General features: G+C 66.2%; 18 protein-coding genes and 1 riboswitch. Of the genes, 5 read left to right on the forward strand and 13 right to left on the reverse strand.

The annotated features are described in order from the left end of the window. Position 1: 1 nt before the first annotated feature. The 4 genes from mdtD to rplM form a co-directional block, all read right to left on the reverse strand. Positions 2 to 1,426 (reverse strand): multidrug transporter subunit MdtD, encoded by a 1,425-nt coding sequence (gene mdtD, locus ACCD11_RS17625; RefSeq protein WP_413314855.1) that lies wholly within the window; start codon positions 1,424 to 1,426, stop codon positions 2 to 4. Positions 1,427 to 1,506: 80 nt separating this feature from the next. After that, positions 1,507 to 1,872, reverse strand: coding sequence for an iron-sulfur cluster insertion protein ErpA (erpA, locus tag ACCD11_RS17630; protein WP_007827949.1), 366 nt, complete (start codon positions 1,870 to 1,872; stop codon positions 1,507 to 1,509). Positions 1,873 to 2,087: 215 nt separating this feature from the next. Next, complete coding sequence (gene rpsI, locus ACCD11_RS17635) at positions 2,088 to 2,480, reverse strand: 30S ribosomal protein S9 (protein ID WP_007827948.1); 393 nt, start codon at positions 2,478 to 2,480, stop codon at positions 2,088 to 2,090. Between the two features lie 12 nt (positions 2,481 to 2,492). Continuing rightward, positions 2,493 to 2,924, reverse strand: a complete 432-nt coding sequence (rplM, locus tag ACCD11_RS17640; RefSeq protein WP_007827946.1) for a 50S ribosomal protein L13 — start codon at positions 2,922 to 2,924, stop codon at positions 2,493 to 2,495. A gap of 197 nt (positions 2,925 to 3,121) precedes the next feature. Here rplM and ACCD11_RS17645 point away from each other — a divergent pair, with 197 nt between their 5' ends. Beyond that, the gene (locus ACCD11_RS17645) at positions 3,122 to 4,072 is read left to right on the forward strand and encodes a 23S rRNA (adenine(2030)-N(6))-methyltransferase RlmJ (protein WP_413314856.1); all 951 of its coding nucleotides are present in this window, start codon (positions 3,122 to 3,124) and stop codon (positions 4,070 to 4,072) included. A 13-nt stretch (positions 4,073 to 4,085) separates the two neighbouring features. On the opposite strand, the gene ACCD11_RS17650 is transcribed toward ACCD11_RS17645, so the two are convergent. The 4 genes from ACCD11_RS17650 to ahcY all read right to left on the reverse strand — a co-directional run bounded on the left by ACCD11_RS17650 (position 4,086) and on the right by ahcY (position 7,848). Beyond that, positions 4,086 to 4,706, reverse strand: a complete 621-nt coding sequence (locus tag ACCD11_RS17650) for a septal ring lytic transglycosylase RlpA family protein (protein WP_413314857.1) — start codon at positions 4,704 to 4,706, stop codon at positions 4,086 to 4,088. Positions 4,707 to 4,768: 62 nt separating this feature from the next. Then, the gene (gene metF, locus ACCD11_RS17655; RefSeq protein ID WP_056595584.1) at positions 4,769 to 5,593 is read right to left on the reverse strand and encodes a methylenetetrahydrofolate reductase [NAD(P)H]; all 825 of its coding nucleotides are present in this window, start codon (positions 5,591 to 5,593) and stop codon (positions 4,769 to 4,771) included. A gap of 10 nt (positions 5,594 to 5,603) precedes the next feature. Continuing rightward, positions 5,604 to 6,398 (reverse strand): TlyA family RNA methyltransferase, encoded by a 795-nt coding sequence (locus ACCD11_RS17660; RefSeq protein WP_413314858.1) that lies wholly within the window; start codon positions 6,396 to 6,398, stop codon positions 5,604 to 5,606. Between the two features lie 10 nt (positions 6,399 to 6,408). Then, complete coding sequence (ahcY, locus tag ACCD11_RS17665; RefSeq protein WP_413314859.1) at positions 6,409 to 7,848, reverse strand: adenosylhomocysteinase; 1,440 nt, start codon at positions 7,846 to 7,848, stop codon at positions 6,409 to 6,411. Positions 7,849 to 7,913: 65 nt separating this feature from the next. Next, a riboswitch (S-adenosyl-L-homocysteine riboswitch) is annotated at positions 7,914 to 7,982 on the reverse strand. 197 nt (positions 7,983 to 8,179) lie between these two features. Here ahcY and phaP point away from each other — a divergent pair. The 3 genes from phaP (at position 8,180) to ACCD11_RS17680 (ending at position 12,622) form a co-directional block, all read left to right on the forward strand. Then, positions 8,180 to 8,671, forward strand: a complete 492-nt coding sequence (gene phaP, locus ACCD11_RS17670) for a TIGR01841 family phasin (RefSeq protein ID WP_007827921.1) — start codon at positions 8,180 to 8,182, stop codon at positions 8,669 to 8,671. Positions 8,672 to 8,902: 231 nt separating this feature from the next. Then, the gene (locus ACCD11_RS17675; protein WP_413314860.1) at positions 8,903 to 10,837 is read left to right on the forward strand and encodes a trypsin-like serine protease; all 1,935 of its coding nucleotides are present in this window, start codon (positions 8,903 to 8,905) and stop codon (positions 10,835 to 10,837) included. A gap of 111 nt (positions 10,838 to 10,948) precedes the next feature. After that, positions 10,949 to 12,622, forward strand: a complete 1,674-nt coding sequence (locus ACCD11_RS17680; protein ID WP_042672558.1) for a peptide chain release factor 3 — start codon at positions 10,949 to 10,951, stop codon at positions 12,620 to 12,622. Positions 12,623 to 12,631: 9 nt separating this feature from the next. Here the strand turns inward: ACCD11_RS17680 and ACCD11_RS17685 are convergent, their stop codons facing one another. From ACCD11_RS17685 to ACCD11_RS17695, 3 genes are read right to left on the reverse strand one after another with little or no spacing between them, the layout of a single operon-like run. Then, positions 12,632 to 13,435 carry an ABC transporter permease gene (locus ACCD11_RS17685; RefSeq protein WP_413314861.1) on the reverse strand — a complete coding sequence of 268 codons (804 nt, stop codon included), beginning with the start codon at positions 13,433 to 13,435 and terminating at the stop codon, positions 12,632 to 12,634. A 1-nt stretch (position 13,436) separates the two neighbouring features. Further along, positions 13,437 to 14,273, reverse strand: coding sequence for an ABC transporter permease (locus tag ACCD11_RS17690; protein WP_413314867.1), 837 nt, complete (start codon positions 14,271 to 14,273; stop codon positions 13,437 to 13,439). 8 nt (positions 14,274 to 14,281) lie between these two features. Then, positions 14,282 to 15,277, reverse strand: coding sequence for an ATP-binding cassette domain-containing protein (locus ACCD11_RS17695; protein WP_413314863.1), 996 nt, complete (start codon positions 15,275 to 15,277; stop codon positions 14,282 to 14,284). Between the two features lie 94 nt (positions 15,278 to 15,371). Here ACCD11_RS17695 and ACCD11_RS17700 point away from each other — a divergent pair, with 94 nt between their 5' ends. Next, the gene (locus ACCD11_RS17700; protein ID WP_413314864.1) at positions 15,372 to 16,220 is read left to right on the forward strand and encodes an HAD-IIB family hydrolase; all 849 of its coding nucleotides are present in this window, start codon (positions 15,372 to 15,374) and stop codon (positions 16,218 to 16,220) included. A 36-nt stretch (positions 16,221 to 16,256) separates the two neighbouring features. On the opposite strand, the gene ACCD11_RS17705 is transcribed toward ACCD11_RS17700, so the two are convergent. Together ACCD11_RS17705 and ACCD11_RS17710 are read right to left on the reverse strand one after the other, a co-directional pair. Then, positions 16,257 to 17,231 (reverse strand): Bug family tripartite tricarboxylate transporter substrate binding protein, encoded by a 975-nt coding sequence (locus tag ACCD11_RS17705; RefSeq protein ID WP_413314865.1) that lies wholly within the window; start codon positions 17,229 to 17,231, stop codon positions 16,257 to 16,259. A gap of 122 nt (positions 17,232 to 17,353) precedes the next feature. Next, a partial coding sequence (locus ACCD11_RS17710; protein WP_413314866.1) for a histone deacetylase family protein occupies positions 17,354 to 17,946 on the reverse strand: 593 nt, incomplete at its 5' end.

Genomic DNA, 17,946 nt, shown 5'->3' on the forward strand with positions numbered 1-17,946 from the left:
ATCAGCCCTGGCCGGAAACCTCCGGCTGCGCAGGGCGTGTCGCGCGCACTTCTGAGGGCAGATGCCAAAAGATCAGCGCAGAAGCCACCGTGATCAGCCCCATGCTTGCGAAAGTGGCCTGGAAAGCATCCAGCGTGTGCGCCGGCGTCTCGGTGCCGAAAATGCCGTTGTAGCCCGTCAGCACGGCGCCCGCGGCGGCAACGCCCAGGCTCATTGCGAGCATCTGCACCATCGACAGCAGGCTGTTGCCGCTGCTGGCCATGCTGCCATCCAGATCCTTCAGCGTGATCGTGTTCATCGCGGTGAACTGCAGCGAATTGACCGCGCCGAAAGCCAGCAGCTGCAGCACATGCAGCGCCATCGGCTGGCCCGGCGCCGTCAGGCCGAAGCTGGCCATCGTGCAGCCCACGAGGATGGTGTTGGCCACCAGCACCTTGCGGTAGCCGTGGCGCGTGATCAACGGCGTGGCGAAGCGCTTCATGGCCATGCCCGCCAGGGCGATCGGCAGCATCATCAGACCGGCGCGCACCGGCGAATAGCCCATCGACACCTGCAGCAGCAGCGGCACCAGGAAGGGCATGCAACTGCTGCCCAGCCGCGAGAACAGGTTGCCGATCAGGCCGATGCTGAGGGTGGGCACATGGAAGAGCGAGGGCGCGAACAGCGGCTCGGGCGTGCGCGCGGCGCGCAGCCAGTAGCCGGCGATGCTGGCGAAACCGAAGATCAGCACGACCATCACGCCGCCCTGGTGCAGGCCCGCGCCGTCGAGCGAAAGCGAAATCGCCACCATGCCAAAGGCCAGCATCGCGTAGCCAACGCTGTCGAAGCGCTTCTGCACGGCACCGCGCAGGTCGGGCATGTACTTGAGCGTGGCAATGCAGCCCAGCAGCCCCACGGGCACGTTGATCAGGAAGATCCAGTGCCACGAGGCGTACTGCACGAGCCATCCACCCAGCGTAGGGCCGAGCAGGGGCCCTATGAGCCCCGGGATGGCGACAAAGCTCATCGCCTGCAGGAACCCTCCGCGCGGCACGGTGCGCAGCAGCGCCAGGCGCCCCACGGGCAGCAGCAGCGCGCCGCCCAGGCCCTGCACCACCCGCGCAGCCACCAACTGGCCCAGCCCGTGCGAGAGCGCGCACAGTACCGATCCGGCGGCGAACAGCACGATGGCCGAGAAAAAGACACGCCGGGTGCCGAAGCGGTCGGCGATCCAGCCCGAGGCGGGAATCAGCATCGCCATGGTGAGCGCATAGGCCACCACCACCGACTGCATGCGCAGCGGGCTTTCGCCGAGGCTCGCGGCCATCGCCGGCAGCGCCGTGTTGATGATGGTGGCGTCCAGCGTCTGCATGAAGAAGCCGACCGCGACGAGCCACAGCAGGCTCTTTTGAACGGGATCGGCGGCGGCATCGGCCTTGAAGGTCATGGGCAAGGGAATGAAGCAGGAACTAAAAAGCCGCCCGGAGGCGGCTTTTGGGGGGAAGCTGGGTCAGCAGCATCCAGGCATCAGGCCGAGAAGCTCGATCCGCAGCCGCAAGTGCTGGTGGCGTTCGGGTTCTTGATCACGAACTGGGCACCCTGCAGGTCTTCCTTGTAGTCGATCTCGGCGCCGACCAGGTACTGGTAGCTCATGGCGTCGATCAGCAGCGAGACGCCGTTCTTGGTCATGGTGGTGTCGTCTTCGTTGGTGATTTCATCGAAGGTGAAACCGTACTGGAAGCCGGAGCAGCCGCCACCCTGCACGAACACGCGCAGCTTCAGGTCGGGATTGCCCTCTTCGGCGATCAGGTCGGCGACCTTGGCGGCCGCGCTGTCGGTGAAGACGATCGGCTCGGGCATCTGGGTCTGGATGTTTTCGGCAACGGCGCTCATGGGGTGATAACTCCTAGGGGGCCGGACATGCGGCCAATGAAACGAATGCTACTGCAATGCCGCATTCCCGGCAGGCCGGGTGTGGCGTGCACCCCAATGCAAGTGGGGTCGGACGCCCCCCGCACCAAGGGGCAGCTCCAGCGAAAAGGCACCCGAAGGCGGCCCCGGTAACGAAAAAGCCGCCCGAAGGCGGCTTTGTGTTCGCAGTGAACAGATCAGCGCTTGCTGAACTGCTTGCGACGACGGGCGGAGTGCAGACCGACCTTCTTACGCTCGACTTCACGCGCGTCGCGCGTCACGAAGCCGGCTTGGCTCAGCACGGGCTTGAGCGTCGCGTCGTAGTCGATCAGCGCACGGGTGATGCCGTGGCGCGTGGCGCCGGCTTGACCCGATTCGCCGCCACCGTTCACGTTGACCATCACGTCGAAAGCTTCGAGGTTGTTGGTCAGCGCCAGGGGCTGCTTGGCGATCATGATCGAGGTTTCGCGGCCGAAGAACTCTTGGATGTCCTTGCCGTTGACCGTGATCTTGCCGGTGCCTTTTTTCAGAAACACGCGGGCGACGCTGGATTTGCGACGGCCGGTGCCATTGTTCCATTCACCAATCATTCTCAAGGCTCCTTACAGTTCCAGCACTTTGGGCTGTTGGGCGGTATGCGGGTGCTCAGCGCCACCGTACACCTTGAGTTTCTTGATCATCGCGTAACCGAGCGGGCCCTTGGGCAGCATGCCCTTGACAGCCTTTTCCAGGGCGCGGCCCGGGTGCTTGTTCTGCATGTCGCGGAAGTTCGTCGCCGTGATACCGCCCGGGTAGCCCGAGTGACGGTAGTACACCTTGTCGATCGACTTGGCGCCGGTGACGCGCAGTTGCGCGGCGTTGATGATGACGATGAAGTCACCGGTATCGACGTGAGGCGTGTAAATGGCCTTGTGTTTGCCGCGCAAACGGAGAGCAACTTCGCTGGCTACTCGTCCGAGGACCTTGTCGGTCGCGTCAATCACAAACCACTCGTGCGTCACGTCAGCGGGCTTGGCGCTGAACGTTTTGGTCATGAGTTTTTCTCTTGAAAAGAGGGTTTGGCGGGCCCTTTTCCACGGTCGGCGTTCCTCTGATGGGAATCTCTTAGGTGGGTTTAAAGTCCTCGCCGCGGGGCCACAAAAACGCTGCGAAGCCCGCGATTATATAAAGAATGGCCCTGTGCTGGCAAATTTGCATATGCAGGGCCCAACACCGTTACCATCCTCCCCCTATGTTCAGTTACCGCCACGCCTTCCATGCCGGCAACCACGCCGACGTGCTCAAGCACACGGTGCTGATTGCCACGCTCGACCATCTGCTTGAAAAAGAGGCGGCCCTGACGGTCGTCGACACTCACGCCGGCGCCGGCCTGTACCGGCTCGACGGCGACTACGCCGGCACCAGCGGTGAAGCGGCCGACGGCATCCTGCGGCTTCTTTCGGGCAAGAAAACGCCCGATGCGCCAGCGCCCGCCACGAAGTCCGCTACCAAAAAAGTAGCGCCTGAAACCGAAATTCCAGTCGCCGACGCCATTGCGCGCTACCTGGAAGTGATTCACGACTTCAACCCCAACGGCGGCGCCCGCGTCTATCCCGGCTCGCCATTCATCGTGCAGCACCTGCTGCGCGACCACGACAGGCTCAAGCTGTTCGAGCTGCACCCGACCGACGGCCGCGCGCTGAGCGCCAACATCGCCCAGCTCGAGGCCGGCCGCCAGATCGCCGTGTTGAACGAAGACGGCTTCGGCAGCGCCACCAAGTTCCTGCCGCCGCCCTCGCGCCGCGCGCTGGTGCTGATGGACCCGAGCTACGAGATGAAGACCGACTACGGCCGCGTGCTCGACTTCGCGGCCGAGGCGCTCAAGCGTTTCGCCACCGGCACCTACGCGGTCTGGTATCCGATCATTCCGCGCCCCGAGGCGCACGACCTGCCGCGCCGGCTCAAGACCATGGCGACGAAAGCCGGCAAGTCGTGGCTGCACGCCACGCTGACGGTCAAGTCCAGCAAGATCACGACGGACGCATCGGGCGCAACGCACCGGCCGGGGCTGCCGGCCAGCGGCATGTTCCTGATCAACCCGCCGTACACGCTGAAGCCGCTGCTGGCGGCCGCCCTGCCGCAGTTGGCGGAGCGCCTGGCGCAAGACCGGCACGCCGCCTTCTCGCTCGATTCGGGCGGCTGAGCCTTCCGGCCCCCTATCTCTGGCGGCGGGGCGGCACGACCGCCTTGCGGCGTGCGGGCGCCGGCGACCTCGCCCGTTGCGGCGCAGCCGGTACTGTTGCGGACGCCAGCACGTCGCCCGCCTCCACCGGCAATCCGCCGCAACGCATCCCCTCGCGATCGACGACCGTCAACGCCACCTGCTTGATGCCCATGCTCGTCAGGCCGATGCGGTCGGCCGCCGCGCGGCTCAGGTCGATCACGCGACCTGCCGCGTACGGCCCGCGGTCGTTGATGCGCACCAGCACCTCGCTGCCGTTGACGAGGCTGCGCACGCACACGCGCGTGTTGAAGGGCAGGGTCTTGTGGGCCGCCGTCATGGCTGCCATGTCGAAGCGCTCGCCGCTGGCGGTCTTGCGCTGATGGAATTGAATGCCGTACCAGGAGGCACCGCCGCGCTCGAAGATTTCCCGCGTGCCCTCATCGCCGGGCACGCCGTCGTCCGGCGGCAGTTCGCCCGTGCCGGACACCGCAAGGTCATAGCGCACCGACGGCACGCTCGAACGCGCCGCCGCGCCCGGAGGCACCGCGATGGCGCGAGGCAAGGGCGTCAGCTTCGCCGTCGCCCCGCCTTCGGCGTCGGTCGCAGGTGGCATGGCGCAACCCGCGAGAACGCAGGTCGCAGCGACGAGCGCTGCACGAAGCCCCGCGCCCCCACTCAATCGAGGCGCTCCAGCACAGCCAGCGTGGCCGCCGACTGGTTCATCGTGTAGAAGTGCAGCGCCGGCGCGCCGCCTTCCTGCAGACGCGCGCACAGGTCGGTGACCACGTCGAGACCGAAGGCCTTGATCGACGCCGTGTCGTCGCCGAAGCCCTGCAGCCGCAAACGGACCCAGCGCGGAATCTCGGCGCCGCAGGCGTCGGAAAAACGCATGAGCTGCGTCGAGCTCGTGATCGGCATGATGCCCGGCACGATCGGCGTGTCGAGCCCCAGCTTGCGCACGTCGTCGACGAAGCGGAAGTAGGCCTCGGGGCTGAAGAAGTACTGCGTGATCGCAGAGTCGGCGCCCGCCTTCACCTTCGTGGCAAAGGCCTGCAGGTCGGCTTCGGGCGAGCGTGCCTGCGGATGGACCTCGGGGTAGCAAGCCACCTCGATGTGGAAGTCGCGGCCGGTCTCTTCGCGGATGAAGGCAACAAGGTCGCTCGCGTACAGGAACTCGCCGCCCATGCCATAGCCGCTCGGCAGGTCACCGCGCAGGGCCACGAGGCGCTTGACGCCCATGGCCTTGAGTTCGGCGAGTTGCTCGCGCACCGTGGCGCGGGTGGCGCCGATGCACGAGAAGTGGCTCGCAGCGTCCACACCTTCGGACAGGATCTCCTGCACCGCACCGAAAGTGCCCTGGTGCGTGGAACCGCCCGCGCCGTACGTGACCGAGCAGAACTGCGGCTTGCGCACATACAGCTGCTGGCGCGCGGCGCGCAGCTTGACCGCGCCCTCGGGCGTCTTGGTCGGGAAGAATTCGAAACTCAACGGAAGGCGCACCTGCGTCTCCTTAGGAACCGTCGTTAGCGCCGTGAACAGCGCGAACGGCGTGAATGAAAAACTCGCGGTTGCCGTCGCCCCCGGCGATCGGGCTGTCGAACCAGTGCAGCACCCGCAGGCCCAGCGCCTTGCAGGCATCGTGCAAGCGCTTCTCGACCACCGCATACATCGACTCGTCGCGCACGATGCCGCCCTTGCCGACCTGGCCGGGCTGCAGCTCGAACTGCGGTTTCACCAACATCAGCAGGTGGCCGTCGCCGGCCAGGAACTCGACGACCGCCGGCAGCACCAGCGTGAGCGAGATGAACGACAGGTCGCCGACGATCAGGTCGAAGCGTGGATCGAATGGTTCCCCGCCCTCTTCCTGCAAGTCGTCAGCCGAGAGCGCGCGCGCATTGACGCCTTCGATGGGGACCACGCGTTCGTCCTCGCGCAGCTTCGCATGCAGCTGCCCGTGGCCGACATCCACGCCGACCACTTTGGCGGCGCCGCGCTGCAGCAGGCAGTCGGTGAAACCGCCGGTCGACTGGCCCACGTCGAGACACACTTTGCCGGAGGGATCGACACCGCTCACGGCGAGTGCGCCTTCGAGCTTGAGCCCGCCGCGCGACACATACCGGGCCTCGGACGCATCGACCAGCTCGAGCTCGGCCGTTTCGGGCACGTCGTCCTTGTTCTTGGCGACGGAGCGCCACGCGTCGCTGGTGCCCGCGTCGCGCCAGCGCAAGCCGCCGGCGATGAGCCGCACAGCCTGCGAACGCGACGCGGCCAGGCCGCGCTCTACCAACAGTTGATCGGCGCGCATGCGCTGTCGATCAGTAGCGGTACGTGTCCGGCTTGTACGGACCGTTCTTGCTCACGCCGATGTAGGCGGCCTGCGCGTCCGTCAGCTCGGTGAGCATGGCACCGACCTTCTTCAGGTGCAGGCGCGCGACCTTCTCGTCGAGGTGCTTGGGCAGCACGTAGACCTTGCCGGCCTGGTAGGCGTCGGGCTTGGTGAACAGCTCGATCTGGGCGATGGTCTGGTTCGCGAACGACGACGACATCACGAAGCTCGGGTGGCCCGTGCCGCAGCCCAGGTTCACGAGGCGGCCCTTGGCCAGCAGGATGATCTTCTTGCCGTCCGGGAAGGTGATGTGGTCGACCTGCGGCTTGATTTCTTCCCACTCGTACTTCTCGATCGACGCGACGTCGATCTCGTTGTCGAAGTGGCCGATGTTGCAGACGATGGCCTGGTCCTTCATCTTGACCATCGTGTCGTGCGTGATGACGTCCTTGTTGCCGGTGGTGGTCACGAAGATGTCGGCCTTGTCGGCGGCGTATTCCATCGTCACGACCTTGTAGCCTTCCATCGCGGCCTGCAGCGCGTTGATCGGGTCGATCTCGGTCACCCACACCTGCGCCGACAGCGCGCGCAGCGCTTGTGCCGAGCCCTTGCCCACGTCACCGTAGCCGGCCACGCAGGCCACCTTGCCGGCGATCATCACATCGGTCGCGCGCTTGATGCCGTCGACCAGCGATTCGCGGCAACCGTACAGGTTGTCGAACTTGCTCTTGGTGACCGAGTCGTTCACGTTGATGGCGCGGAACAGCAGCGTGCCCTTGGCGCTCATCTCGTTCAGGCGGTGCACGCCGGTGGTCGTCTCTTCGGTCACGCCGATGATCTCGGCCGACTTGCGGGTGTACCAAGTGTTGTCCGCGGCCAGCTTGGCCTTGATGGCGGCGAACAGGATGCGCTCTTCCTCGCTGGTCGGGTTGGCGAGCACGCCCAGGTCCTTCTCGGCGCGCTGGCCCAGGTGCATCAGCAGCGTGGCGTCGCCGCCGTCGTCCAGGATCATGTTCGGACCTTCGCCCTTCGAGCCCTTGGGGCCGAAGTCGAAGATGGCGTGGGTGTAGTCCCAGTAGTCCTTCAGCGACTCGCCCTTGATGGCGAACACCGGCGTGCCCGCAGCGGCGATGGCCGCGGCGGCGTGGTCCTGCGTCGAGAAGATGTTGCACGAGGCCCAGCGAACGGTCGCGCCCAGGGCTTGCAGCGTCTCGATCAGCACGGCCGTCTGGATGGTCATGTGCAGCGAGCCCGTGATGCGCGCGCCCTTGAGCGGCTGTGCCTTCGAGAACTCCTCGCGGATGGCCATCAGGCCGGGCATCTCGGTTTCCGCGATCTTGATTTCCTTGCGGCCCCAGGCAGCGAGGGACAGGTCGGCAATCGCCTGGTCGGCGGTCGAAACGGGGGTGGGCTTGAGAACGGCGCTCATGGGAACTCCAACAAAACTGGTTTGAAAGATGCCACTGCCTACGGGGAAAGACTCACCGCGAGAACAGCGGGTGAGCGTGGTTGCGATGTGGTCCGAGCCTCACGCCTGACGGCGCTGCAACGCTCCTCGGAACGGCGGATTGTAGACGGGGGCAACAGGACCAGCCAACCGCGCGGATATCCCGCATGCCGGAAGGCAAGTTTCGCCACGACCAAGGGAAATCCCGCAGGCAAATTTTCCGGATGGGCCCCTCTGCGATGCCCGCCCGGCGTATCGTGGCACCGGTCCTTGTCACCCCTTACCGTTCACACGACACCAGGAGATAGCGCCCATGGCCACTGCCAAGAAAGCCGCCGCGAAGAAGACCACTGCCAGCAGCAGCACCAAGGAGGCCCCCAATGCCGCCGAGATGCTCAACCCACTGAAGAACCTCAAGGCCATGACCGACCGCCTGCAGGACCTCAACCTGACCGGTGGCGCGAGCAAGCTGCTCGAAAGCGGGCAAAAGGACCTCCAGGCGCTGATGCAGGCAAATGAGAAGTCCTACCAGGGCCTGCAGACCGTGGTGCAGCGGCAGACGGAAATGATCAAGAGCGCCATCGCCGAGTGGCAGACGGCCGCCAAGGAAATGCCCGGCAAGGATGCCAAGGCCAACCTCGCCAAGCTCGACGAACTCGGGCGCCAATCGTTCCAGCGCGCCATCGACGACATCAAGGAACTGGCCAATCTCGCCGCCAAGTCGCAGGCCGATGCCTTCGAGCTGGTGCGCCAGCGCATCCAGGCCAATGTGGACGAGGTAACCAAGATGCTCCAGCGCAAATAGAAACTTGGCGTAGTAATTATTTAGTTTTGATTCTTTTTAGACAACGCCACCTGATCGGGCAATCCATGCGCTGATTTGTGGCGGAATTTCGCATTTCCGCGTCATTTGCACAGCAGACGCACGGCGAATTTTAAAGAAAGGCCTTGCCTTACCGGACAATTGCGTGTCAATACGTAACGTCCAGGGAGGCAAGGTATGCGCGCAAGCGTCGGAATAAGTTTGAGCACGGTCATGTTGTCAGTTCTGCTGACCGCATGTGGAGGATCAGGCAGCGGCGGTGGATCTGTTCCATCCGCCGCGGTGTCGGGCACCGAAACGGCAGTCAAGACTGCGGAGCCAAGCCCTCCCGCCAGCGCTGCCCCCGTACTGATCGAGTCGAGGGTGCAGTCGCCGGAACTCGCGGCAACCGACGTCAGCCCCTTCAAGGATCGTCCCGTGGGGCGTGCCCCGACGCCACGGCATGTGGTTCTGCCAGCACTTCCGCCAGAGAGCGCCGTTCCCCTGAAGTCGGCCCCCGCGATCTTTGGCACTCCAACCAAGGTCGGTGTTGCACGCCGGATCGCTGAAACTGCGAACGTCCAGGCGGTGTCCAGCATGATGAGCTGGACGCCTTCGGAACGGGGAGGCAAAGTGGCCGCTTTGCGATTCGCATCACCGAATGCGAAAGGTGTTCGCATCGGCCTGCGTGTCGAGAGCCTTCCCCCGGGCACCATGGTGCGCTTCTACGGCGACGCGAGCCCAAAGATCTACGAGGTGTCCGCGCAGGAAATCCTCACGGTCATTCAGCGCAATCTCGACGCGGGCGATTCGAGCGACAACGCGCGCACCTTTTGGTCGCCCAACATGGGCGGTGAAGCCCTCACCGTCGAGATCGAGGTCCCACCCAACGCCGTGCTCGAAGCGGTCAAGGTGGCGGTGCCCATGCTGTCGCATGTGTCCATCGACATCACCAAGCAGGACTCGCTGGAGAAAGTGGGTGAAGCCGGCTCATGCAATCAGGACGTTACCTGTGCCTCCCAATACGACACCCTCAGCAAGTCCGTTGCGTTGATGGACTTCATCGACAACGGGAGCAACTATGTATGCACCGGCACCTTGCTCAACGACCGCATGTCGACCGGCACGCCATATTTCCTGAGCGCAAACCATTGCATTTCCAACCAGACGGTCGCATCGACTCTCTACACCTACTGGTCCTACAAGTCCGCCAGCTGCAACAGCACGCAGGTCAGTCCTGCGCTGACCGCCATGACCTCCGGCGCCACGCTGCTCTATGCGGAGCCGACGACCGACACGTCCTTCATGCGGCTGAATTCGCAACCGCCGGCCGGTGCGCTGTTTGCCGGTTCAAGCCCCTTCGACCCCAGTTCATTTGACGGCATTCAGGGCGTCTATGGCGTGCATCACCCTAAAGGCGATTTGCAGAAGTACAGTGAAGGCGACTATCTCGGAACTGCGGCTTGTACAAGTTCAAACTGCTCTTCTTCAACCGGAAGCAACGCCAAGTTTCTGGCAGTGAGATGGAATCGGGGCGTGACCGAGGGCGGCAGCAGCGGGTCGGGGCTGTTCCGGAGACTCAATGGCAAAGACTATCTCGTCGGGCAATTGTTGGGCGGAGCGTCTTCGTGCAGCCAGCCCGGCGGGTATGACTTCTACGGGCGCTTCGATCTCCCCTTCAACGCCGCGCTGCAGCCGTGGCTCAACGCACCCTCTACGACGGTGCGTACGGCCATCTACCGCTTCTACAACACTGGAACAGGCGCGCACTTCTATACCTCCAACGTGCCGGAGCGCGACCTCGTCATCACAAGGCTGCATGGGTACAACTACGAAGGCCCTGCTTTCTTCGCGTTTGGTGCTGCAGCAGCAGGCACCAGCCCGGTTTATAGGTTCTACAACACGCGCACTGGCGCGCACTTCTACACGATGAGCGAGCAGGAGCGCGCTAATGTGCAGGCCACCATGCCCTGGTATTCGTACGAGGGCGTAGCCTGGTACGCCAACACCTCGCAGACCGGCGGTGCCACCCCGATGTTCCGGTTCTACCAGACGAAGGTCCAAACTCACTTCTACACAATCAACGCAAGCGAGCGGGACAGCGTCCAGCAGAATCTTCCGATGTACAGCTACGAAGGGGTTGCGTATTTCGGTTGGACGAACCTCTGATCCACGTAGCGCCGCGGCTACGCGGCGCTACCGGATCGGGTGTTCGATCATGAAATTCACTGCCACGGCAGGCCTTGAGCTGGGAATCCAGCACGGGCTCGCCGCTGGCAAATGCACATCTGCGAAAATCGCGGGTTCCCTGGAGTTCCCGTGTCATCCCCCTTCCTAGCCGAAACCCGCCGCCGCCGCACCTTCGCGATCATTTCCCACCCTGACGCCGGCAAGACCACGCTGACCGAAAAGCTGCTGCTTTTCTCCGGCGCGATCCAGATCGCCGGCTCGGTGAAGGCGCGCAAGGCCTCGCGCCATGCGACCTCCGACTGGATGGAAATCGAAAAGCAGCGTGGCATCTCGGTGGCCTCGTCGGTCATGCAGATGCTGTATCGCGACCATGTGATCAACCTGCTCGACACGCCCGGCCACAAGGACTTCTCCGAAGACACCTACCGCGTGCTGACGGCCGTCGACTCGGCCCTGATGGTGATCGACGCCGCCAACGGCGTGGAAGCGCAGACGCGCCGGCTGATCGAGGTCTGCCGCCAGCGCGACACGCCCATCATCACCTTCGTCAACAAGATGGACCGCGAAGTGCGCGAGCCGCTCGACATCCTCGACGAAGTGGAGCGCGAGCTCGGCATGCCCTGCGTGCCGATGACCTGGCCAGTCGGCCAGGGCAAGTCTTTCCGCGGGATCATGAACCTCCGCACGCAGGCGATGACGGTGTTCGAGTCGGGCAGCGAGCGGCTGCCGCAGGACTTCGAGACCATTCCGCTGAGCGAGCGCGACACGCTGGTCAAGCGCTTCGGCGCCGACTTCGAGCACGCCATGGAAAGCATGGAGCTGGCCACCGGCGCCTCGCCGACCTGGGACCGCGAAGCCTTCCTGGCCGGCAAGCAGACGCCGGTGTTCTTCGGCTCCGGCGTGAACAACTTCGGCGTGATGGAAGTGCTCGACGCGCTGGTCGACCTCGCGCCCTCGCCGCAGTCACGCACCAGCACCACGATGGTCAACCGCCAGCCGGTGGTGAAGGAGATCCAGCCCGAGGACAAGGATTTCGCGGGCGTGGTCTTCAAGGTGCAGGCCAACATGGACGCCAACCACCGTGACCGCATCGCCTTCGTGCGCATGGCCTCGGGCAAGTACACGCCGGGCATGAAGCTCAAGGTGCAGCGCACGGCCAAGGAACTGCGCCCGACCAGCGTCGTGACCTTCATGAGCCAGCGCCGCGAGGCGGTCGAAGAGGCCTACGCGGGCGACATCGTGGGCTTCACCACCCACGGCGGCGTGCAGCTGGGCGACACCATCACCGACGGCGCGAGCCTGCAGTTCACCGGACTGCCCTTCTTCGCGCCCGAGCTGTTCATGACCGTGATCCTCAAGAACCCGCTGCGCACCAAGCAGCTGCAACAGGGCCTGGCCCAGCTCGGCGAGGAAGGTGCGATCCAGGTGTTCCGCCCCGAGGTCGGCGGGCCGATGCTGCTGGGTGCCGTTGGGCAGCTGCAGTTCGAAGTGGTGCAGCACCGCCTGAAGGCCGAGTACGACGCCGACGTGCGGCTCGAAGGCTGCCAGTACACGGGCGCGCGCTGGATCACTGCCGACACGCCGGCCGAGCTGCGCGAGTTCGTCAACGCCTATCCGGTGCGCATGGCCAAGGATGCGGCGGACACGCTGGCCTTCCTGTGCACCTCGCCTTACGACGTGCGGCTGGCGCAGGAGCGCTTTCCGAAGATCCACTTCCATCCGCTGCGCGAGCACGCGGGTTTGGCGCTGCAGAAGGCGGGCTGAACCGGCGAGCTAGCTGCCGGTCGAGGCGTAGTGGCGCAGCCCGATGCGCCATGCGCCGAATGCCGCCGCCAGGAACACGAAACCGGCGAGCGGCGACGCCATGCCCACCCAGGCCGGCGCGCCCAGCGGATCGGGCTTACCGAGGATCGCGAGCGCCGGGTAGTACGCCACGCAGGCCAGCGGCACGATGAAGGTCAGCACGCGGCGGAACCACTGCGCATAGAGCGCCAGCGGGTATTGCGCCGCCTGCACGCCGCCGTAGGTCAGCACATTGGCGATCTCCAGGCTCTCCACGGTCCAGAACGACAGCGTGCCCTGCAGCACCAGGATGCCGAGGAACAGCGCCACGCCGCCGGCCAGCGCGAACAATGCGATGCCCACTGCGGCCGGCGTCCAGCCGATGTCCGCCTGCACCGTCGCGAACGCCAGCACGAGGCCGCCCTGCAACAGCCGGCCCGCGCGGCTGATGCGGAAGTCGTGCCCCATCAGTTGCAACGCGACCGGGCGCGGGCGCAGCAGCAGCCGGTCGAAGGCGCCGGTGCGAAGGAACTCGGTGCCCAGCGTGTCGAAGCCGCGGCCCAGCGCGTCGGCCACCGCGAACATGCAGTTCACGAGCCCGTAGAACAGCGCCACTTCCCCGAGGCGCCAGCCCTGCACTTCGCCGAAGCGGTGGAACAGCGCCCACACCGCGATGACCTCGATGCCGGTGCCGAGGAACTGCCCCAGCGTCAGCATCAGCGCCGAGGCCGGGTAGCGCGCCTGGCCGCCGAGCGAAGCCTTCACAAGGCGAGCAAGAAGCGCGATGGACCCCATGTCAGCCGCCCTGCACTTCCAGCCTGCGCATCGTGCGGTCCATGGCGGCATGGCCCAGCGCGACCAGCACCACGATCCAGAAGCACTGCAGTCCGAGCCCGGCCAGCGCATGCGGTCCGCTCATCAGCCCGAAGTAGAGCCGCGCGGGAATGTCGACCACGCCGGCCAAGGGTTGCATCAGCAGCGCTGCCTGCCAGGCGTCAGGCAGCAGCACCAGCGGCAGCAGGTTGCCCGAGAACACGATGACGACCGGGCCCGCCAGTGCGTTGATGCCGCGCTCGTTGAGCGCCGCGACCGTCGCGATGTTGAGCAGCATCACCATCGCGGTCGACAGCAACAGCGCGAGGACGGCCGATGCGAGGAACGCGACCGCGGCGGCAAGGCTCGCCGGTGGCTGCCAGGCCCAATCGCCCAATCCGGCCAGCGGCAGCGCGACGGCCGCGAAGACGGCCATCAGCGCCACGCGCGGCAGCGCGCGGGCCGCAATCCAACCCGCGCTGCGCACGAACCACAGCGCATAGGCATCCACCGGCCGCAGCCGGTCGTAAGCCACGGCGCCGGTGCGCACGGCCTGCGCCACCTCCGGGTCGCCGAGCCACGGCACCAGCACGAGCAAGCCCTGCGAGAGCCAGCTGTAGGTGATCGCCTGCGCGAGCGACATCGGCGTGCCGGCCATCGACGCGCCGCCGTAGAAGGCCGCCAGCACCATCACCTTGATGCCGCCCCACCAGCACTGCGTGCCGAAGCCCGCGAGCGCCGCCGTGCGGTACTGCAGCATCTGCAGGAAGCGAGACGCGAAGGCCGCGACGTAGGGGCGCACCAGTTCGCGCACGGGCATCGGCGTCATCACGCCTCGGCCGCCCCATGCATCGCATAAAAGCGCGCGATGACGGCCTCGATCGCCAGGCCTTCGAGGCGGATATCCTCCACCGCATGCGTGGCCGCGATGCGCGCGATCAGCGCGGGCGCCGTGGTCACGGCCGGATCGAAGTCCAGCACCAGTGTCTGCCCGTCGCGCGAATGCATCCTCGCGCCGGCCACCCGTTCGGGCAGTTCGGCGTCCTGCGCGAAGTCGACCACGAGGCGCCGCTCGGCCATCACCTGCGCGCGCAGCGCTTCGACCGGGCTGTCGGCCAGCACGCGGCCGTGGCCGATGATGATCACGCGCCGGGCCAGCGCCTCGATGTCGTGCATGTCGTGCGTGGTCAGCAGCACGGTGGTGCCGCGCTCGCGGTTGGCGCGGCGCACGAAGTCGCGCACCGCCAGCTTCGACGGTGCATCGAGCCCGATGGTCGGCTCGTCGAGGAACAGGATGTCGGGCTCGTGCAGCAGCGCCGCCGCGATCTCCGCGCGCATGCGCTGGCCCAGCGAGAGCTGCCGCACCGGCTGGTCGAGCACGCGTTCCAGGTGCAGCAGCGCGACCAGTTCGTCGCGCGTGCGGCGGTAGCGCTGCGGGTCGACGCGGTAGATGTCGCGCAGCAGGTCGAAGCCGTCGCCCACGGGCAGGTCCCACCACAGCTGGGTGCGCTGACCGAAGACCACGCCGATGCGCGCCACGTGGCGCTCGCGGTCGGCGAAGGGATCGCGGCCGTCGATCTCCACACGCCCGCCGTCGGGCCGCAGGATGCCCGCGAGGATCTTGATGGTGGTCGACTTGCCCGCGCCGTTCGGCCCGATGAAGCCCAGCAGCTCGCCCCTCTCCAGCGCGAACGACACGCCCGACAGCGCCTCCACCGTGCGGTGCCGGCGCTGCACGAGCCCGCGCAGTGCGCCCATCACGCCGGGATCGCGCTCGGAGATTCGATAGGTCTTGCGGAGGTGGTCGACGAGGATGTGAGGCATGGAAGGCGCCGCTCCGGCCTCGATGGCGCGGCAGGGGGCGGGATGCTACACGAAAGCGCCGGTACGATCACCGACTCCCCAAAAGATGCACGCCATGCCTTCGCAGTCGCCTCCCTTGCCCTCCCCGCCCCATCACCTGCAGCCGCTGGCCCAGTGGCCGGCGGCCGCGCGCAGCGCACTCGTGGGCGTCTTCACCGACATCGACGACACACTGACCCACGAAGGCGCGATCACGCCCGATGCGCTGCAGGCGCTGGGCGACCTCAAGGCCGCGGGCCTTTGCGTCGTGGCGATCACCGGCCGGCCGGTGGGCTGGAGCCTGCCCTTCGTCAACACCTGGCCCATCGACGCCATCGTGGCGGAGAACGGCGCTGTGGCGCTGCTGCCCTCGGCCGACGGCCGCGTCGAGAAGCGCTACCAGCAGGACGCCGCCACGCGCGCCGCCAACTTCGCGCGCATGCAGGCGGTGCTGGAGCGCATCGAGCGCGAGCTGCCGGGCGTGGGCCGCGCTACCGACTCGCCGGGGCGCGAGACCGACATCGCCATCGACCACAGCGAGTTCGTTCAGCTGAGCGACGCGACGATCGCTCAGGTGGTGGCGTTGATGCGCGGCGAGGGCATGCACGCCACCGTGAGCAGCATCCACATCAACGGCTGGTATGGCGACAACGACAAGCTCGAAGGCGCGCGCTGGATCACGCGTGAGCTGTGGGGCCGCGCCCTCGACGACGAGATGGACCGCTGGGCCTACGTGGGCGACTCCACCAACGACCAGTTGATGTTCCGCACCTTCGCGCACAGCATCGGCGTGGCGAACGTGGCGCGCTTCGTGCCGCAGCTGGAACACCTGCCGCGCTATGTGACGCAGGGCGAGCGCGGTGCGGGGTTTGCCGAAGCAGCGCGCGCGATCATCTTGGCGCGCCCGGGCCTCGACACCGGCTGACCCGGCCGACGGGCAATCTGGATGAAAGCCGCAGGCTTACTTCTCCTTGGCCAACCCCAGCTTCTCGATCACCACCTTCTCCCGCACCACCGTGTCCTGCGCAAACTTGGTGTACTGCGCCGAGCTCATGTAGTTAGGCAGCATGTCGTAGCGCCCCAGCGCCGCTACGTAGCTCGGCTCTTCCATCGCCTGCTTGAACGCGTCGTGCAGCTTCTTCACCACTTCGGGTGGCGTGCCCTTGGGGGCGCCGATGCCGAAGGGCGAGTTCTGCACCACGTCATAGCCAAGCTCCTTGAGCGTCGGCGCGTCGGGGAACTTCGCGAGGCGCTTCTCGCCCCAGGTGTTCAGCACGCGCAGCTTGCCGGCCTCGACCTGCGGCGCGAAGCCGGTGCTGTCGGCGGCAGCCATGAGCTGACCACTGACCACCGCGAGCATCAGGTCGGCGCTGCCTTTGTAGGGCACGTGCTGCAGCTCGATGCCGGCCTTCTGCGCGACGATCTCGGTGGTCAGGTGCGGGCTGGTGAGGTTGCCGGTGGAGCCGTACGTCAGCTTGCCGGGGTTGGCCTTGGCGTAGGCGACAAAGTCGGCCCAGGTCTTGAAGGGGCTGCTGGCAGGCACGACGATGCCGAAGGCATAGCCCGTGACGTTGATGACGTACGTGATGTCCTTGAGCGGATCCCAGTTGATCTTGGTGGTGTAGCCCATGCGGAACACGCCCAGCGGGATCTGCGCGACGGTGTAGCCGTCGGGCTGCGAGGTCTGCAGCGCCTGCGCGGGCAGCGTGCCGGCGGCGCCGGGCTTGTTGTCGACGATCACCGGCTGGCCGAGGATCTTGCTCGCGTTGTCGGCGAGCTGGCGCATGGTGATGTCGGTCGGGCCGCCGGCCGGAAACGCGACGATCAGCTTGATGGGCTTGGTGGGAAAGCCCTGCGCGAAGGCCGCCATCGGAAAGGCGAGGCTGCAGGCAGCGAGCGTGGCGGCGGTACGGAGGAAGGCGGAGCGGCGGAGCATGGCTGACGGGGGTCCTGACTTTGAAACCGCCAATTGGGCCTTGCCCCGTTGGCGAAGGCAATCGGGGCTCCCCTGATTTCCACGGGGAAACCCGGGCCATCGTCACATCCGAGACGCCCGCGCTACGCCTGCTCGAAGCCTTCGAGCACGTTGACGGCGTTGATGCCCACCTCGGCCACCGCATAGCCGCCCTCGAAGACGAACACCGTGGGCAGGCCCGCGCGCGCGAGGTCTTCGCCCATGCGCAGGTAGTCGTCGCTCCCGAGCCTGAAGCCCGCGACCGGGTCGCCCTCGAAGGTGTCGACGCCGAGCGAGAGCACGAGCGCGCCGGCCTTCACCGCCGCGATGCGCTCGAGCGCGGTCTTCAGCGCCGCGCGCCACGCCGAGAAGTCCGTGCCGCGCGGCAGCGGCAGGTTGTGGTTGAAGCCCTCGCCCCGCCCCGCGCCGCGCTCGTCGGCATGGCCCAGGTAGTACGGATAGTCGGTCAGCGGATCTCCGTGCAGGCTGGCGAAATGCACGTCGCTGCGCTCGTAGAAGATGGCCTGGGTGCCGTTGCCGTGGTGGTAGTCCACGTCGAGCACGGCCACGCGCTCGACGCCCGCATCGCGCAGCGCCTGCGCCGCGACCGCGGCGTTGTTGAGAAAGCAGTAGCCGCCGAAGAAATCGGCGCCCGCATGGTGGCCCGGCGGCCGCGTGAGCGCGAAGGCGGCGCGCG

The organism is Variovorax sp. Varisp36 (assembly GCF_047304235.1).
Classification (GTDB): domain Bacteria; phylum Pseudomonadota; class Gammaproteobacteria; order Burkholderiales; family Burkholderiaceae_C; genus Variovorax.

Excerpts from the sequence above, each read along its gene's own strand:
- ACCD11_RS17690 (WP_413314867.1), bottom strand. The coding sequence starts at position 14,273 with ATGCCCGTGCGCGAACTGGTGCGCCCCTACGTCGCGGCCTTCGCGTCT.
- rpsI (WP_007827948.1), bottom strand. The coding sequence starts at position 2,480 with ATGATTGGTGAATGGAACAATGGCACCGGCCGTCGCAAATCCAGCGTC.
- ACCD11_RS17650 (WP_413314857.1), bottom strand. The coding sequence starts at position 4,706 with ATGCCACCTGCGACCGACGCCGAAGGCGGGGCGACGGCGAAGCTGACG.
- mdtD (WP_413314855.1), bottom strand. The coding sequence starts at position 1,426 with ATGACCTTCAAGGCCGATGCCGCCGCCGATCCCGTTCAAAAGAGCCTG.
- ACCD11_RS17705 (WP_413314865.1), bottom strand. The coding sequence starts at position 17,231 with ATGCTCCGCCGCTCCGCCTTCCTCCGTACCGCCGCCACGCTCGCTGCC.
- rplM (WP_007827946.1), bottom strand. The coding sequence starts at position 2,924 with ATGACCAAAACGTTCAGCGCCAAGCCCGCTGACGTGACGCACGAGTGG.
- erpA (WP_007827949.1), bottom strand. The coding sequence starts at position 1,872 with ATGAGCGCCGTTGCCGAAAACATCCAGACCCAGATGCCCGAGCCGATC.
- ACCD11_RS17645 (WP_413314856.1), top strand. The coding sequence starts at position 3,122 with ATGTTCAGTTACCGCCACGCCTTCCATGCCGGCAACCACGCCGACGTG.
- ACCD11_RS17680 (WP_042672558.1), top strand. The coding sequence starts at position 10,949 with ATGCACATCTGCGAAAATCGCGGGTTCCCTGGAGTTCCCGTGTCATCC.
- ACCD11_RS17675 (WP_413314860.1), top strand. The coding sequence starts at position 8,903 with ATGTTGTCAGTTCTGCTGACCGCATGTGGAGGATCAGGCAGCGGCGGT.
- phaP (WP_007827921.1), top strand. The coding sequence starts at position 8,180 with ATGGCCACTGCCAAGAAAGCCGCCGCGAAGAAGACCACTGCCAGCAGC.
- ACCD11_RS17685 (WP_413314861.1), bottom strand. The coding sequence starts at position 13,435 with ATGGGGTCCATCGCGCTTCTTGCTCGCCTTGTGAAGGCTTCGCTCGGC.
- ACCD11_RS17695 (WP_413314863.1), bottom strand. The coding sequence starts at position 15,277 with ATGCCTCACATCCTCGTCGACCACCTCCGCAAGACCTATCGAATCTCC.
- ACCD11_RS17700 (WP_413314864.1), top strand. The coding sequence starts at position 15,372 with ATGCCTTCGCAGTCGCCTCCCTTGCCCTCCCCGCCCCATCACCTGCAG.
- ACCD11_RS17660 (WP_413314858.1), bottom strand. The coding sequence starts at position 6,398 with ATGCGCGCCGATCAACTGTTGGTAGAGCGCGGCCTGGCCGCGTCGCGT.
- ahcY (WP_413314859.1), bottom strand. The coding sequence starts at position 7,848 with ATGAGCGCCGTTCTCAAGCCCACCCCCGTTTCGACCGCCGACCAGGCG.